Raw genomic sequence first — 14777 nt, forward strand, 5'->3', positions numbered from 1 at the left:
GCTTTGGGCAATCACGATTTTTGGGGTGAGTGTGGATGGACGTGGAAGAGCTTGATTCCCTGTCGGCGAAGGAATTGCACGACCGCGCCGTGCACTATGCCGTACGGCACGGCGACTTCGGCTTCCTTTGGGACCTGCTGAAGCTGATTCCGGCCGCCGAGGCCGCCAGCGGCAACTCCGACGAGTCCGCGAACGATCTCAGCCGGGTGTCCGCGCTGCTCAGCGATGCGATGGCGGCGGGTGAGGGCGAACTCGGCGACGCCCTGCGGCCCGTCTACGTGGACTACCTGTCCAAGCATCCCGACGCCTGAGCCCCCGCCTAGAGCTCGAAGGGGTCGTGGTGGATGTGCCGGTCGCGGACGCCCGCTCTGCGCAGCTCCGCGGTGACCCGGTGGACGAGATCGGGGGGACCGCACAGGTAGACGTCCCTGTCCCCGATACCGGGAACGAGCCGGGCGAGTCCCGGGGCGGTGAGCTCCTCCGGGACGCGGCGGCCGTCGGCGTCCACAGGTGCGCCGCCGTCCTGGCCCGCCCCGTCCAGCAGGTAGACGAGGCGCGCGCCGCGTGACCTGGCCAGCTCGTCGAGCTCGTCACGGAAGACGATCTCGCTCTCCGACCTGGCCCGGTAGAGGACGACCGTTCCTGGCGGCATCTCCTCGAGCAGCGCCCTGATCGGTGTGATCCCGATGCCGGCGGCGATCATCAGGACGTCCTTGTTGGCGCGTGAGCCGGCCGTGAAGCTTCCGTAGGGCCCCTCGACGACGACCCGGGTGCCGACCGCGACCTCCTGAAGCCCTCGGGTGTGGTCGCCCAGCGCCTTGACCGTCACGCGCAGGCGGTGCCCGTCGGGCGCGGCCGACAGAGAGAAGGGGTGTGCCTGCCCCCAGTCGTTCCGCGTGAGGAAGCGCAGCCACAGGAACTGGCCGGGCTCGACCCGGAACTCGCGCATCCTGCGGCCGCCGATGTGGATCGAGGTGACGTCCGGCGTCTCCTGGACCACGTCGGACACCCGGAAGCCGTGCCGCGTCGCCAGCATGACCGGCCGCACGATCCGCCGCCAGACCGCCAGCGTGAGGGCCGTGCCGTACAGGGCGATCCAGAAGACCCGGGCGATCCCCTTGATGTCGGTGGAGATCATGATCGTGTGGGCGAACGCGAGCGCGGTTCCCAGGTAGGCGTACAGATGCAGGTAGTACCAGGTCTCGTAGCGCATCCGCCGTTTGATCGCCCGGATCGAGGTCAGGCCGATCATCACGATGAGCGCCGTCCCGACGTAGGCCGCGAGCAGCCAGGGGTAGCCGTAGAGGAATCTCAGCGTCTGGTCCGCCAGGCTTCTTCCTGCGGCGTGGCCCACGGTGCTGAAGACGATGTGCACGGTGATGAAGGCGAACACGGCGGCCCCGAGCCTGCGATGCCACACCGAGAGGAGCCGCGTGTCGAGGACCCTGCTCATGAGGATGAGCTGGACCGCGATGAGATATCCGGCGAGTATTCCGGCCACCCTGCCGGTGCCGATGAGGGGATCGGCGGCGAAGCGGTGTCCCGAGCGGACCGCCCAGGGGACGAGCGCCATGGCCGCGCCACCCCAGAAGATCGCGGGCCACAGCCAGGTCGTAGAGGCGCGGGCCTTGCCCGCCCGTGGCCGGCCCGCCGGGTCCGGTCCCGTCACCTCGGTGTGTGCCATCCCTCGACCATGGCCGATTGATATGAGACGGATCTGAACGAGTCGTCCCGCGCCCGGGCCGCGATCGGCTGCCCCGCAGGAGGACCCGCGCGCCGGCCTGCGGCGTTCCTTCATGAACTTCTCATCGCCCCAGGCCAGGATGGCCGGGTGGCCAAGACACGGATACTGGTCGTGGACGACGATCCGGACGTGCGCGACGCGATCGCGCGCGTCCTGCGCGGGGAGGGACACCGCGTCACGACCGCCGACGACGGCGCGTCGGCGCTCGCCTTGATCACCGGTGGCACCCCGGAGCTGGTGCTGCTCGACGTGCTGATGCCGCGGATCGACGGCCTCGAGGTCTGCCGGAGGCTGCGGGAGAAGGGCAACCGGGTCCCGGTGCTCATGCTCACCGCGCTCGAGGACGTCGGGGACCGGGTGGCCGGGCTCGACGCGGGAGCCGACGACTACCTGATCAAGCCGTTCGCCGTAGAGGAGCTGCTCGCCCGGGTCCGGGCGCTGCTGCGCCGTACGGCGCCGGCGGAGCCGGCCGCGGGCTTCGCCGACCTGACCCTGTTGCCGGAGAGCAGGCAGGCCACGCGGGGCGGCCGGATCTTCGACCTGACGAGGACGGAATACGCCCTGCTCGACCTGCTGATCCGCAACGGGGGACAGGTGCTCACCCGGAAGGTCATCCTCGAGCGGATCTGGGGGCACACCTTCCGCCCCGCGTCCAACTCGCTGGAGGTGTACATCCGCTACCTGCGCAGGAAGACGGAGGCGGCAGGGGAGCCCCGGCTGATCCACACCGTGCACGGGCTCGGCTACGCGCTCAGGGAGACACTGAGGGACACGCTCAAGGAGCCGCTCAAGGACCCGCTCAAGGACCCGGGAGCGGTCGGCGAGGCGGCCGGGCGCTGAGGTCGCGAGCGGCCGGGCGCTGAGGTCGCGAGCGGTGCTCACGACCCCCAGTAGGGTGGCGCCATGGCATTCGTCCGCGTCGAGCGCACCGAAGACGGTTTCGTGGCCCGCAACGACCGGGGTGCGGAGATCACCATCGGCACCTCCGAGGGCGTATTCAGCCCCCTGGAACTGCTGCTCGCGGCCGTGGGCGGGTGCAACATCATGACGGTGGAGCCCCTCACCGCCCAGCGGGGCCACCGGCTGGTCCGTCTCGCGGTGGACGTCACGTCCGAGAAGGCCGCCCCCACCCTGCTGGAATCCGTGACGGTCACCTACGACGTCGAGCCGCCGTCCGAGGAGTCCCGGGAGGTCTTCGAGGCCGTGGCGCAGCGGGTACATGAGCGCCACTGCATCGTCAGCCGCTCCCTTGAGCGGGGCACCGAGGTCCGCGTCGTCCTCAACGGGTAGTCTCTGCGGGACTCCGGGGCGGGTTTCCGACGCCCGGGGGGCGCCACTTGACCGTGTCGCACCAGGTCAACGCCGGATGTAGGCCGAAAATCCACCTGTCGATGACGAGTTCATGACAACTACGGCGCTAATGTGGTAGCAGGTCGAGACGACCAGAAGAGCTTTATTGAAGGACGCGGAGGGGGAACCGCGTCCGGCGATAAGCGGGGGCCTGCCGGTGCCTTTGGGGAGGGCATGTCTGGCGGAACCGCTTCAGCCGAGGCCGGACAGTTGGGGGACTGTCCGGCCTCGGCGTTTTTCATGCCCGGGTCCCGCGCCTTCTTCGCGGCCTGCGGCTCCCTGTATCCGGCTCCTGTATCCGGCTTTCTTGCGGCCGCTGCGTGTTCCGTGACGACCGCGGTCCCCTGCCGAGGGGTCGGCGCAGCTGTGGCAGCGGTCCTGCCCTTTGGGCGTCGGACCTCTTCGACTTTGCCATCGACGCCTTGGTTCGCGGATTGCGACCTGTCGCCCCTGATCGCGAATACGCGCATGATCACGGCTGGAATGTCCGCAGGTAAGGGTGTACGTCTCCGAACCTGTGCATGATCACGGATGGGATTTTCGCAGGTCAGGGCCCATGTCTTCGAACCTGTGCATGATCACGCGGGGGGTGGGGGGCAGATCGGAGGGTGACTCCCCGAACCTGTGCGTGATCACGGCCTGCGGTGAGGGTGGGCTTTGCCGAACCGGGATGCATGGCAGACGCATGCTGGCGAGCCCGTTACTCGGGGCCTCTTTACCCTCTGGTTGCCGGGGTGTGGGCACCCTTTCCTTGACCTCGCCCCTGACTTGCTCTTTGCCAGGAAGGCTTTGCCCGGATGCGCCGTCAACCCCATGGGGCGAGGGCCTCAGCCTCGGTGTATCCGGCACTTCGGCGTTCCGACCTCGTGGTCTGCCCTTGGGGGAAGGGGTAGATCTTCTGGGTATTATGGGGTCTTTGCTTGGTTATCTCCTGACTTGTCTTGTAGAGTCCCAATTGCTACCAACAAGTGGCAAAGTCCAGGAGAAGAGATCGGCGGTGGGCGACCCCACTGCGGCCTCACTCCAGATCCTTTCGGACCACGTCTGACATACGGCGGCCTCCGGGCCGGTCCTCATAGCTTCCGCGCCTGAGCGTGTGTCTAACGGGCGATCGATGTTCTCGCCCGGCCGGCGACAGCGTTCCACGGCCAGTCCGAACCGAGAGGTTCGATGCCGACGCAAAGTCGCTCATCCAGTCGTCTCACGAAAGATCCCCGGCCTTCCATGAAGACCTATCTCGATCCGCGTACCAAAGCCGTAGTAGGCATGTGTACCAACGCCGTCCGCGACCTGGTCGGCAAGGGCGCCCGCGGGGTGCGGGCCCACCGGACCGTCTCGTCCGTGACCACGGCGGCCTGCGCCGCCATGATCGGCGCATCCATCATGGGCGCCGCTCCGGTCGTGAAGCCGGCGAGCGACACCATCGTCTCCCCGGCCGGCGTCCAGAACGAGCAGGTTCTGCTGCGCGGCTCGACCAGCGGTTCGTACTTCTGGGACGACGGCTCCGGCCGCCAGGGGGACACCGGCCAGCCCGCGATCGGCAAGCCGATGCAGCAGGGTCTGTTCGCCAGCCCCAGCTGGCCGCTCGGCACCGAGGGTTACGTCTTCTACAACGGCCGCAAGGCCAAGTTCTTCATCGGCGACCGCGGTCCCGGCAACCCGTCGAACGACGGCGTCATGCTCGACATCGACGGCAAGACCTTCGCCGACCTCGTCGGCACCAGCTGGAACTCCGACACCCTGACGGTGGGCGGCTCCCAGGGCCACATCGACGTGGAATACGTGGTCACCAAGTGGGGTGCGGGCCCCGGCAAGCGCGGCGAGCCGGTCCCCTTCTCCAGCGGGGCGTGGAGCAACAGCTGAGCCCGGGAGGGGCGCCCTTCGCGGGCGACCTCGCACCCGATTACCGATGTGCGTGCCGTCCCCGGGACTGCTAAGGTTACGCACGTCGCAGGCGCCGCTAGCTCAGTTGGTTAGAGCAGCTGACTCTTAATCAGCGGGTCCGGGGTTCGAGTCCCTGGCGGCGCACAGACAGAAACCCCAGCTTGGGTCATCGAGCTGGGGTTTCTTCGTTCGTCTCGCCTGATCGGCCCGCCTGAGCTCCGGGATCGCGTCGGATGCCAACTGGATGCAGGAACGAAAGACGCCGGAATTGCGCCTGTCGTCCGGCGCGCCGATCTATCGCGCCTCGCCCAACAGAATCCGCAGGAACAGACCGTGGGCGGAGGGAATGTTCAGCCAATCGCTTTCCCTTACGACCGCCTGATCTTCACGACGGACGGTCTTGCGTACGAAGCCCAGCCCACCCGCGTGGCACAACTCGAAGATCGTCGCCAGACATTCACAGGTGTGGGCGGTGATCCGGATGCGGTCGACTCGGCCGTTGGTCTGGTGCCAGGAGAGTGTTTCGCAGTTGACTCGGCGGGTGCCGGGGTGAGGACCGTGGAACTCCTCGGGGAGTGCCATGTCATCGGACCCTTCCCTCGAATCGTTCGACGAGGTCACGTAGGGCGTACTCGACGCGGGCGAGCACGAGTTCCTGGACCAGGGGCGTCTCCTCAGGAAGCTGGTAGCCGTGTCGTTCCAGGACCTGGCAGATGTCGGCGAGAAGCTGCGGCGCAAGGCGCGCGGGCATGGGTGAGTGGCTAATGAGTCCGCGTACGGCGACCATGCTTCGACCGTAGGAACGGGCCCTGCTCGAATCCATGATGTTGCGGAATGTTGCGTCAATTCGCGAGGTCGCGGAGCGCAGAGACGATCAACTCCCGGGCGGCCTCGCCATACTGTGCGACCGAGGTCAGTAGGCCGAACATGCGCACATAGAGGTCCAGTTCGCCCGGGCGGGTCACCTCAATCCCTGCGGTCGGCGTCTCCAAGATGGCCAGCTCATCATCGAAGATCCAGAACCCGGAAGAGGCGACACAGGGCCGCACGATCATCATCGGGATGATCCCCAGGGACACGTTGGGCAGCCGTTGCACCGCCAGTAGCCGCTCCAATTGCCCAGCCTGCACAGCGGCGCCGCCGAACCATACCCGCAGCGCCTGCTCCTCGATCACGACCTCGATCCGCCTGGCCGGATCGCGGACGACCTGTTGCCGCCGGATGCGGGCAGCGATCGCCTCGTCCAGATCGTTCGGCGTTTCCAGGAACTCGATCCAGAAGCTCAACATCGCTGCCGCGTACTCCGGGGTCTGAAACAGGCCAGGGATCACGTTGTGCTCGTAGATCCGGAAACGGGTAGTCCGCTCGTACAAGGGGACCGAGGTGCGCATGAGGCGTTTCATTCCGGCGCGGGTCTGCCGCTTGTACTCCTGATACATCGACTCCAGCGCGCGGACGTCGGCGAGGAGATCAGGAAGTTGATCCTCGGCGTCGCAGAGCCGGCACCACAGGCGGAGTTCAGCCTCGGTCGGGGTCTTGTTCCCGTTCTCCAGGCGGGACACCTTGGTGAAATGCCAGCCGGCGATGGCGGCCAAGGCCCGTCCGGTCAGGCCGGAACTGCGGCGGATCTCGCGTAGCCGCCGGGCGAGGTTCTCGGCGGCCTGCCTGGCGGGGCTAAGCGGGCGTGTACTCACGGTGCGGGATCGCCAGTTTCCATACCCCGTCGAAGGCGGTACGGCACAGCGCCACGTCAGCGGGGTCGGTGGAGGTCTCCATGCCCGCGCCGAGTCCGTCGCCGGTGTAGTGCAGGAAGATGACCAGCCTGTCGTCAAGGAGGTAGAAGTCGTTGCCGGGCAGGGCGATCGAGGAGACCAGCCGCCGGGGCACCCACCGGATGTCCTCTCCGGCGTCGACCATCGGCTGCGCGATGGAGTAGGACCACTGCTGGTAGATGCTGAGCGGTTCCGATATGACCCGCGCTCGCCGTACACTCCGCCCTGCCTTGGTGTGGACGCGCAGGTCGGTGCACCAGTCGGCGAGCCAGGTTAGGTCGTCAGGTTCTCCGGCGGCCCATTCAGCCAGGTGAGGCAACTCGGTCTCGGTGCCGTAGGCGTCGCGTACCTCCAGGTGGTCAGCGCTGGAGGTGATGCCTTTGAGGAGTCGGTGAAACTCCTCATCAGTGATCGTCACTGCTCCACCGTACGGAAGAACAGTGGCACCAAGCGATCGGGGATCTCCACCACGGTCTCGTTCTCGGGGATGTCCATCTGCTGCAGTGTCTCCTGGTCGCTGACGACCCAGCCCTGGACCAGCCAGCTGCCGCGATCGGTCTTGTAGAGGGAGGGGCACTGATTGGGGTTGCTGTCAGGGTCCTTGCCGATGAACGTAATCCGCATACTTGACCTCCCGGCCTGATGTTGCGAAATGTTGCGGGCATTTCGATGCTGGGTCGTACATCGCGGCTCGTCAAGCGCATCGGGGTCCGGGTTCGAGTCCCTGGGGCGCACGTCACAGATTGATCGGACATGTCCGCGGAGAGCCTTCGCGTGGTAACGGTAAAGGCGGAAGATCCCATTGCCGGCCGGGGGGAAACCGACGCGCGGAGGCCTGATGCGTGCCAGGGGAATGACCGGATGATCGCGCTAAATCCCCCGACTGAGAGGTGACCGGTGGCGGAGTTCGCACCTGGACAGACCGCGCTCGTGATCCACGTGCCCGAGGCGGAGTCCGTGGTGGGAGCCTGGCGGCGGCGGTTCGACTCCTCCGCCGCCCACGGCGTTCCCGCGCACGTGACCGTGCTCTATCCCTTCCTCGACGCCGATCGCGTCGACGCCGGGGTCGTGGCCGCGCTGGGTGAGCTGTTCGCCGCTCGTGCCGCGTTCGACGCGCGGTTCCCTGCCTGTGGACGTTTCCCCGACGTGATCTACCTGACCCCCGATCCCGACGCGCCGTTCCGGGAGCTGACCGAGGCGGTCGCGGCGCGCTGGCCCGAGGCCCCGCCGTACGGGGGGCAGTTCGAGGTGATCCTGCCCCACCTGACCGTGGCCGACGGCGTGCCGCCCGACATCCAGGACATGATCGAGGCCGAGTTGTCGGGGCGGCTGCCGGTGGTCACCCGCGTCCGCGCCGTGGCGCTGGAGACCTTCGACGGAGCGCTGTGGAAGGAGACGGCGTCCTTCCCTCTCGGCTGCCCGGAGGTGTGAGCCGGGCGCACGGTTTTGTCGGTCGGGCCGACCAGACTCGGCAGGGTCTTCACCGATCCTGGAGGTCTCGATGGCGAGGCGTAGATCACCAGTGCGGAACCGGCGCGGGCGGGGCGCCGGCGGGAACGGGCTGTTGCCGACGTTGTCCGTCGTGGTGGTTCTCGTGGCGGCGGCCGAGGCCGTCCGATGGGCGGGGTGGGCGGCGCTCCTCACGGTCGCCGTGGTCGCCGTCGTCGTGCCGGTCGCCGCCGTCGTCGTGATCCGCAGGATGGGGGCGGCCTACCGCCGGGACGCGCTGCGCAGGGCCGGGCTCGACCGGCTCGATCCGCGGCGGTTCGAGGAGCTCGCGGCCGAACTGCTGCGCCGGGACGGCTTCCGCAAGGTCACCGTCGTCGGAGGGGCGGGTGACCGGGGCGTCGACGTGCTCGGCGTCGCCCCGGACGGCGGACGCTACGCGATCCAGTGCAAGTACTACACGCGTGCCGTCGGCCCGGGCCAGGTCCGTGATTTCGTCGGCGCCCTGCAGGCCAGGCCGTACCGGGATCACCGGGGGGTCCTGATCACCTCACACCGGCTCAGCGCGGAGGCGGCCAGGACGGCACGCGATCACGACCTGGTCGTCATCGACCGCGACCGGCTGGGCGACTGGCTGCTCGACGCCTACCGCCTCGGGCCCGGCAGGCGGTCGCCGGTGTGGCTGGCCCGGCTGCGCCGTGGCAGGGGGAGTCCCGACGAGGGTTCCCGCGTCCCGGAGCCGGAGCCGGGGCCGGGCGGTGGCGAGGTCGACGGGCCGGGCTGATCCGGACAAGATGATCCGGCCATGATGATCGGCTCGCTGCCGTCCGGGAAGGGCTCGACGATGAGACTGCTCGACGACGAGACGTTGGAGCACTCCGCGGTGGTGGCCAACCGCACGATGAACCGTGAACGCGGCCTGACCGGCTCCGGCGGCTACGGGCGCGCGCTGGGGCTCGACGTGCTCGACGTCCTGCGATCCCGGCCGTCCACCCGGCCGGTCGTGCGATGGCTCGACCTGTGTTGCGGTGAGGCGCGGGCGCTTCTCGAGGCGTCCGAGGCGCTGGGAGACGACGCGGAGATCGTGGGAGTCGACCTCGTGGACTTCTTCGCCGGTCCCTCCCGGCCGCCGAGGTTGCGGCTGATCACCGCGTCGATCACGACGTGGGAGCCCGATGAGCAGTTCGACCTGATCACCTGCGTGCACGGCCTGCATTACGTCGGCGACAAACTCGGTGTGCTCTCCCGGATTCCCGCGTGGCTGACGGACGGCGGCATGTTCGTCGGCGACTTCGACCCGGGGTGCGTCCGGCTGGAGGACGGCTCGCCGGCGGGACGCCGCCTGGCCGCCGCGCTCAGGGCATCGGGGTTCGCCTACGACTCGCGGCGTCACCGGATCACCTGCGGGAGCGGCGGCGGTGGCGGCCTGCCCTATCGATACCTCGGATCCGACGCCGCCGCCGGGCCGAACTACACCGGCCAACCGGCCGTCGACTCCTACTACTCCTTCACGGGTTGAACACGATGGAGAATCCGCCCGGAGCCCGCGCCGTGACCAGGGAGCACCTGACCGGCCTGGCGCGCGCCCACCTGCCCGAGGACGTCGCCGACACCTGGACGTCCCTGCTCAGACCCGGCCTGCGGCTCACGCACGCGCGAGACGGGGATCGGGTGGCGGGGCACCTCGGCGGAGACCCGATCCTTCCTGAGGACGTCCCCTGGCCCGTGTGGGAGGACCGAGGGCCGCTCACGTTCATCGCGGCCCTGGACTGCTCGGCCCTGGAGCCTGCGGCGTATGCCGGCGGGGTGCCGTCCGGCGGGGTCCTGTCGTTCTTCTACTTCGACGGTCAGATCGACGACGGTGAGGAGATCGTCGGTCCCTGGGATCCGGCGACCCAGGCGGGAGCCCGCGTGCTCTACGTTCCCGCCGCGGCCGAGGCGTCGCCGCGTGAGGCGCCCGAGGGGATCGAGCCGTATCCCCGCGTGCCCCTCAGCGCGCACGCCGCCGTGACGGTCCCGACGCCCACTCACCCGGTGCTCGTCGCGTCGTTCGGAGGAGACCTCGAGGCGATCAAGGGTCATCCGGTGTCGGCGCGGGCCTTCCGCAGGAACCTTCCGCCGTCCGGCGACATCGGCCATCGGGTGGGCGGATACGCCGCTCCCGTACAGGCTGACGTGGAGTACGAGGTCGCCCAGGTCGCTCTCGGGGGTGTGGACTGGCGCGATCCGCGGCTTCAGGATGAGGCCGCACATTGGGTGCTCCTCGCCCAGTTCGACAGCGACGGCCGCGCGAACATGATGTGGGGAGACGCCGGCGCGCTCTATTGGCTGATCCGGCCGGAGGATCTCGCGGCCGGGCGGTTCGACCGGGCGCTGTTCACCTGGCAGTGCTGCTGAGCCCCGCGGTCAGGGGAAAGCTTGGGCATCAGCAGCCGGGAGCGGAATAGGGCGGCGGACGCCAACGGCCGGGGTCGGTGACGCCGGCCCGGGCGAGGACGCGATCACGCGCGTCCTCGGCGAGCCCGCGCACATGGGCGAAGTCGTGCCCGACCAGCACGCCGTCCCGCTTGACCGGCTTCCCGTCGACGAACACCGTCTCGACGAGGCCGGGATTGCCGGACTCCACCACCGCGCCCGCCGGATGGTTGAGCGGCCGCATGCCGTACACGTCGGTGCGGAGCAGGATCACGTCGGCGCGCTTGCCGGGGGTGAGCGAGCCGACGGTGCCGCCGAGCCAGGCCGCCGTCGCCCCGCCCTGGGTGGCGAATCGGAGCACCTCCACCGCGGTGATCGGCAGCGGGTCGACGCTCTCGCCCGCCTCGAGGGCGGCCACGTTGACGAGGTAACGGGTGCCGGAGAGCGCGGCCCGCATGGCGCTGAACATGTCGCCGCCGACCGACGAGCAGACGTCGACGGACAGGGAGACGGGGATGCCGCGGTCGCGGGCCCGCAGGGTCGACAGCGGGCCATGGCCCATGTGCATCTCCAACTCGGGGGCGATCGACAGGGCGCCCCCGGTCCTCGCGATGATGTCGTACTCGTCGTCGGCCAGGGTGTTGCCGTGCACGTACGTCGTCCTGGCGTCGGCCAGGCCGTGCTCGAGCATCCAGGCGACCGGGCGGCTCCTGCCCCACCGCCCGTCGCCGGCGTGGACGGTGACCGGTATGCCGAGCTCCCGGGCGAGCGCGAAATCACGCAGGGTGACCTCCCGCGTCGCGAACTGCGGACCGCGCGGCGCCAACGCCAGCGTGACGAGCCGGTCTGGCGACGTGAAGTACTTCTCCGCGACCCGCAGCACGTCCCGCGACTGCGGGACGTCACTGACCGGCAGCCATTCGTCGTTCGCGTTGCCGTACGCCCAGACGGCGCGGATGCCGGAGTCGAAGACCGCCTGGATCGCGGCGTCGGCGTGCCCGGGCGTGTTGTTGTTGTGCGACCAGTCGACCAGCGTGGTGATCCCGGAGTCGAGCGCGTCGAGCATGGCGATGAGGTTCGCCGCGTACATGTCCTCCGGCTCGTATGCGCGGCCGAGGACGCCGCGGACGCCGGAGAAATACTGCGCCAGGGTCCAGTCGGTCGACATGTGGCGGATGAGCGACTGCCAGCTGTGCCGGTGGCTGTCGACGAAACCGGGCAGGGCGATGCGGTCGGCGCCGTCCACCTCCTCGGCGTCCACCGGGCCGAGGTCCGGTGCGACGGCGGCGATGTCGCGGCCCTCGATGAGGACGTCCGCCCGGGGAAGATCCCCGACGTCGGGATCCTGAGAGAGGACCCAGGCCCCCCTGATGACGTAGCGAGTCGTCGCGCCCATGCCCGCTCCCCGTGGATGTGGCGGCGTCGGTTCAGGCACGGCCACCGGCGTGGTCGTCACCTTCCGTCACCTCCATCTTCTCCCTGCGGCGGTCTCCGCCCCGCTGTCCGGGGGGCCGTACGGAGCCGGGTACATCCAGGCAGGCGGGCCCCTGGATCGAGGGGCGCCGTCGGGGAGATCGGAAGGAGAGGGGAGAACCATGGGCATCGCCACGTACGGCACGGGCTCGGTCGACTGGGAGCACCGCGTCGACCTCCCCCGGCTGCGAGACGAACGACTCGCCCGGCTGCGGGCCGAGCTCGGCCGCTCCGAGCTGGGCGCCCTGCTGGCCTTCGACTTCCACAACATCCGTTACATGTCGAGCACGCACATCGGCACGTGGGCGATGGACAAGCTGATCCGTTTCGCGCTGCTGCCCCGGGGTGGCGAGCCGGTCGTGTGGGACTTCGGCTCGGCGGCCCGGCACCACCAGCTGTACGACCCGTGGCTCGGCGGGGGCAGGGCGAGGGCGGGGATCTCCACGTTGCGCGGGGCGATCCCGCCGTCGGCGGACCGGGCCGGCGACGTCGCCCGCAAGGTGCACGAGGTGCTGGCGGAACATGGTCTGGAGCGCGAGCCCGTCGGCGTCGACCTCGCCGAGATGCCGGTGCTCGCGGCCTTCGCCGACCTCGGGATCCCGGTCGTCGACGGGCAGCAGGTCTTCCTCGCCGCCCGGAGGATCAAGACCGCCGACGAGATCACGCTGCTCGCCACCGCGGCGGCGATGGTGGACGCGGCCTACGACGGCCTGTACGAGTTCCTGCGGCCGGGTGTGCGCGAGAACGAATGCGTCGGCCTGGTCAGCAAGATCCTTTACGACCTCGGCTCGGAACACGTCGAAGGCGTCAACGCGATCTCCGGGGAGAGGTGCTCACCTCATCCCCACGTCTACAGCGACCGCATCCTGCGGCCGGGCGACCCCGCGTTCTTCGACATCCTGCACAGCTACAACGGCTACCGCACCTGCTACTACCGCACGTTCGCGGTGGGCAGCGCGTCGGTCGCCCAGCGCGACGCCTACCTGCGGTGCCGCGAGTACATGGACCAGGCGATCGCCCTGGTACGGCCAGGCGCGACCACCGCGGACGTGTGCGCCGTCTGGCCGGCGGCAGCCGAGTTCGGCTTCCCCGACGAGGAGGCCGCGTTCGCCCTGCAGTACGGGCACGGAGTGGGCCTGTCCATCTGGGAGCGGCCCGTCTTCAGCCGGCTCGTCTCCTTCGATCATCCGGAGGTGCTCGAGGAGGGCATGGTCTTCGCCCTGGAGACGTACTGGCCGGCGGCTGACGGCTGGTCGGCGGCCCGCATCGAGGAGGAACTCGTCGTCACCGCCGACGGCTGCGAGGTGATCACGAAGTTCCCCGCGGAGGACCTGCTGGTCGCCGGTCGCCGCTACCACGCGGCCGGCGGGCCGCTGCCCGCCCTCCGGGACGCCCAGTCGCATCGCAACACCTCCTACGGCACGGCGTGATCTCGGCCGCCGCACGTCAGACGCGCGGCGCGGGGTTGGCGCGGCCGCCGCGCGTCCACAGCGCGCGGCTGGGGAGGGCGAACAGCTTCGACAGCCGGTAGGTCGTCATCGGGCTGCTGGAGACGAACTCCTTGTAGGCGACCGCGCGCCTGCCGGTGAGGTGCCAGCGGCGCGGGGTGTCGTCGGCGCGGGTGAACTGGATGACGGCGTCATGGCGGCCCAGGCTCACGGGCTGGTGCATATAGCCGAACCGGAACGGCTTCGGCCGCCTGCCGCGCAGCTCCCGGCCGATCGCGTCGGCGGCGTGCACGGCCGTGGGCAGGCCGCTCTGGCAGGTGCCGTGCAGCACTCCGTACGCCTGGCGCACGGCGGCGGCGTCGCCGACCGCGTAGATCGCGGGGTGGGAGACGGAGCGCAGGGTGGCGTCGACCACGATCCGGCCGTGGTCGTCGGTGGCGATTCCCGATCGCGCGGCCGTCGCCGCCGCCCGGACGCCGGTCGTCCACAAGGCGGCATCCGTGTGCACCAGTTCGCCCCCCGACAGCTCGACGGCGTCGGGCAGCACCTTGGTGATCTCCACCCCGGACCGGACCTCCACGTGGAGCCGCTCCAGCGCCGCGTTCAGGTACGCGCGGGCGCGCTCGCCCATCATCGAGCCGGGCACGTCCCTGCTCAGCAGGACGGTCCGGATCGAGGGGAAGGATTCGGCGATCTCGGTGGCGGCCTCGATGCCGGTGAGCCCGGCCCCGCAGACCGTCACGGTGCCTCCGGCCGCCGCGATCTCGGCCAGCCTGGTGGCCAGCCGTGCCGCCGACGCGGGATCGTCGAGGGTGTGGGCGTGCACGTCCGCTCCGGGGACCGTCGTGCGGTCGGCCTTGCCGCCGAGGGCGTAGACCAGCCGGTCGTACGGCAGGACCCGCGTGCCGTCGGCCGTCGTCACGGTGACCTCACGGGCGTCGGGGTCGATCGCCGTCGCCCAGCCCTGGACGAAGTCGACGCCCGTGCCGTCGAGCACGTCCACGATCTGGAAGTCCGGCAGCGACTGGCCGGTGGCGATCTGGTGCATGCGCAGCCGTTCGGTGAACCTGCTGGAGGGGTTGACCAGCGTGACGTGCCCGCCGTGACGCCGGGTGCGGCCCGCCGCGCGGATCGCGGTGAGCATTCCGGTGTAGCCCGCGCCCAGGACGACGATCCGCTGTGAGCTTCTTCTGGAGGACATGGCGTCCCTTTCGTGTCAGGCGCCCCCTGTGGGCGCCTTTCACT

At 69.5% G+C, this 14777-nt stretch carries 17 protein-coding genes and 1 tRNA gene; 10 read left to right on the forward strand and 8 right to left on the reverse strand.

Annotation, left to right across the window (positions count from 1 at the left end; all coding sequences use genetic code 11):
- Positions 1-35 precede the first annotated feature (35 nt).
- A complete protein-coding gene (locus Pka01_RS25695; RefSeq protein WP_203885436.1) occupies positions 36-311 on the forward strand; it encodes a hypothetical protein in 276 nt (91 codons plus the stop codon).
- An 8-nt stretch (positions 312-319) separates the two neighbouring features.
- Here Pka01_RS25695 and Pka01_RS25700 read toward each other — a convergent pair whose 3' ends face one another.
- Positions 320-1684, reverse strand: a complete 1365-nt coding sequence (locus Pka01_RS25700) for a ferredoxin reductase family protein (protein ID WP_203885437.1) — start codon at positions 1682-1684, stop codon at positions 320-322.
- A gap of 147 nt (positions 1685-1831) precedes the next feature.
- On the opposite strand from Pka01_RS25700, the gene Pka01_RS25705 reads away from it, so the two are divergent.
- The 4 genes from Pka01_RS25705 (at position 1832) to Pka01_RS25720 (ending at position 5122) form a co-directional block, all read left to right on the forward strand.
- The gene (locus Pka01_RS25705) at positions 1832-2584 is read left to right on the forward strand and encodes a response regulator transcription factor (RefSeq protein WP_239115295.1); all 753 of its coding nucleotides are present in this window, start codon (positions 1832-1834) and stop codon (positions 2582-2584) included.
- A 63-nt stretch (positions 2585-2647) separates the two neighbouring features.
- Entirely contained in the window at positions 2648-3034 is a 387-nt protein-coding gene (locus Pka01_RS25710) for an OsmC family protein (RefSeq protein ID WP_203885438.1), read from the forward strand.
- A gap of 1326 nt (positions 3035-4360) precedes the next feature.
- Positions 4361-4957 (forward strand): hypothetical protein, encoded by a 597-nt coding sequence (locus Pka01_RS41460; protein WP_308442278.1) that lies wholly within the window; start codon positions 4361-4363, stop codon positions 4955-4957.
- A 91-nt stretch (positions 4958-5048) separates the two neighbouring features.
- Positions 5049-5122, forward strand: a tRNA-Lys gene (locus Pka01_RS25720).
- Between the two features lie 150 nt (positions 5123-5272).
- On the opposite strand, the gene Pka01_RS25725 is transcribed toward Pka01_RS25720, so the two are convergent.
- From Pka01_RS25725 to Pka01_RS25745, 5 genes are all read right to left on the reverse strand, one after another.
- Complete coding sequence (locus tag Pka01_RS25725; RefSeq protein WP_203885439.1) at positions 5273-5560, reverse strand: hypothetical protein; 288 nt, start codon at positions 5558-5560, stop codon at positions 5273-5275.
- Position 5561: 1 nt separating this feature from the next.
- Complete coding sequence (locus Pka01_RS25730) at positions 5562-5729, reverse strand: hypothetical protein (protein WP_203885440.1); 168 nt, start codon at positions 5727-5729, stop codon at positions 5562-5564.
- Positions 5730-5820: 91 nt separating this feature from the next.
- Positions 5821-6672, reverse strand: coding sequence for a helix-turn-helix domain-containing protein (locus Pka01_RS25735; protein ID WP_203885441.1), 852 nt, complete (start codon positions 6670-6672; stop codon positions 5821-5823).
- On the reverse strand, positions 6653-7168 hold the full coding sequence (locus tag Pka01_RS25740; RefSeq protein ID WP_239115296.1) for a DUF6879 family protein: 516 nt from the start codon (positions 7166-7168) through the stop codon (positions 6653-6655). Before Pka01_RS25740 ends, Pka01_RS25735 begins: the two co-directional genes overlap by 20 nt.
- Positions 7165-7374, reverse strand: coding sequence for a hypothetical protein (locus Pka01_RS25745; RefSeq protein WP_203885442.1), 210 nt, complete (start codon positions 7372-7374; stop codon positions 7165-7167). Before Pka01_RS25745 ends, Pka01_RS25740 begins: the two co-directional genes overlap by 4 nt.
- Positions 7375-7647: 273 nt before the next feature.
- Between Pka01_RS25745 and Pka01_RS25750 the strand changes: the two genes are divergently transcribed.
- The 4 genes from Pka01_RS25750 to Pka01_RS25765 all read left to right on the forward strand — a co-directional run bounded on the left by Pka01_RS25750 (position 7648) and on the right by Pka01_RS25765 (position 10593).
- Positions 7648-8181, forward strand: coding sequence for a 2'-5' RNA ligase family protein (locus Pka01_RS25750; protein ID WP_203885443.1), 534 nt, complete (start codon positions 7648-7650; stop codon positions 8179-8181).
- A gap of 70 nt (positions 8182-8251) precedes the next feature.
- The gene (locus tag Pka01_RS25755; RefSeq protein WP_203885444.1) at positions 8252-8980 is read left to right on the forward strand and encodes a restriction endonuclease; all 729 of its coding nucleotides are present in this window, start codon (positions 8252-8254) and stop codon (positions 8978-8980) included.
- 21 nt (positions 8981-9001) lie between these two features.
- Positions 9002-9715, forward strand: a complete 714-nt coding sequence (locus Pka01_RS25760) for a class I SAM-dependent methyltransferase (RefSeq protein ID WP_239115297.1) — start codon at positions 9002-9004, stop codon at positions 9713-9715.
- A gap of 5 nt (positions 9716-9720) precedes the next feature.
- A complete protein-coding gene (locus Pka01_RS25765; RefSeq protein WP_203885445.1) occupies positions 9721-10593 on the forward strand; it encodes a YwqG family protein in 873 nt (290 codons plus the stop codon).
- Positions 10594-10621: 28 nt separating this feature from the next.
- Here Pka01_RS25765 and Pka01_RS25770 read toward each other — a convergent pair whose 3' ends face one another.
- Positions 10622-12007 carry an amidohydrolase family protein gene (locus Pka01_RS25770; protein WP_203885446.1) on the reverse strand — a complete coding sequence of 462 codons (1386 nt, stop codon included), beginning with the start codon at positions 12005-12007 and terminating at the stop codon, positions 10622-10624.
- Between the two features lie 199 nt (positions 12008-12206).
- Between Pka01_RS25770 and Pka01_RS25775 the strand changes: the two genes are divergently transcribed.
- Entirely contained in the window at positions 12207-13514 is a 1308-nt protein-coding gene (locus Pka01_RS25775; protein WP_203885447.1) for a M24 family metallopeptidase, read from the forward strand.
- 16 nt (positions 13515-13530) lie between these two features.
- On the opposite strand, the gene Pka01_RS25780 is transcribed toward Pka01_RS25775, so the two are convergent.
- Entirely contained in the window at positions 13531-14733 is a 1203-nt protein-coding gene (locus Pka01_RS25780; RefSeq protein ID WP_203885448.1) for an NAD(P)/FAD-dependent oxidoreductase, read from the reverse strand.
- Positions 14734-14777 lie beyond the last annotated feature (44 nt).

Origin of the sequence: Planotetraspora kaengkrachanensis (assembly GCF_016862895.1) — a bacterium.
Classification (GTDB): Bacteria; Actinomycetota; Actinomycetes; order Streptosporangiales; family Streptosporangiaceae; genus Planotetraspora; species Planotetraspora kaengkrachanensis.

What these genes read in the sequence shown, in the direction of transcription:
- Pka01_RS25760 (WP_239115297.1), top strand. Translation starts at nt 9,002, where the DNA reads ATGATGATCGGCTCGCTGCCGTCCGGGAAGGGCTCGACGATGAGACTG.
- Pka01_RS25700 (WP_203885437.1), bottom strand. Translation starts at nt 1,684, where the DNA reads ATGGCACACACCGAGGTGACGGGACCGGACCCGGCGGGCCGGCCACGG.
- Pka01_RS25695 (WP_203885436.1), top strand. Translation starts at nt 36, where the DNA reads ATGGACGTGGAAGAGCTTGATTCCCTGTCGGCGAAGGAATTGCACGAC.
- Pka01_RS25780 (WP_203885448.1), bottom strand. Translation starts at nt 14,733, where the DNA reads ATGTCCTCCAGAAGAAGCTCACAGCGGATCGTCGTCCTGGGCGCGGGC.
- Pka01_RS25730 (WP_203885440.1), bottom strand. Translation starts at nt 5,729, where the DNA reads ATGCCCGCGCGCCTTGCGCCGCAGCTTCTCGCCGACATCTGCCAGGTC.
- Pka01_RS25755 (WP_203885444.1), top strand. Translation starts at nt 8,252, where the DNA reads ATGGCGAGGCGTAGATCACCAGTGCGGAACCGGCGCGGGCGGGGCGCC.
- Pka01_RS25710 (WP_203885438.1), top strand. Translation starts at nt 2,648, where the DNA reads ATGGCATTCGTCCGCGTCGAGCGCACCGAAGACGGTTTCGTGGCCCGC.
- Pka01_RS25765 (WP_203885445.1), top strand. Translation starts at nt 9,721, where the DNA reads ATGGAGAATCCGCCCGGAGCCCGCGCCGTGACCAGGGAGCACCTGACC.
- Pka01_RS25725 (WP_203885439.1), bottom strand. Translation starts at nt 5,560, where the DNA reads ATGGCACTCCCCGAGGAGTTCCACGGTCCTCACCCCGGCACCCGCCGA.
- Pka01_RS25770 (WP_203885446.1), bottom strand. Translation starts at nt 12,007, where the DNA reads ATGGGCGCGACGACTCGCTACGTCATCAGGGGGGCCTGGGTCCTCTCT.
- Pka01_RS25745 (WP_203885442.1), bottom strand. Translation starts at nt 7,374, where the DNA reads ATGCGGATTACGTTCATCGGCAAGGACCCTGACAGCAACCCCAATCAG.
- Pka01_RS25775 (WP_203885447.1), top strand. Translation starts at nt 12,207, where the DNA reads ATGGGCATCGCCACGTACGGCACGGGCTCGGTCGACTGGGAGCACCGC.
- Pka01_RS41460 (WP_308442278.1), top strand. Translation starts at nt 4,361, where the DNA reads ATGTGTACCAACGCCGTCCGCGACCTGGTCGGCAAGGGCGCCCGCGGG.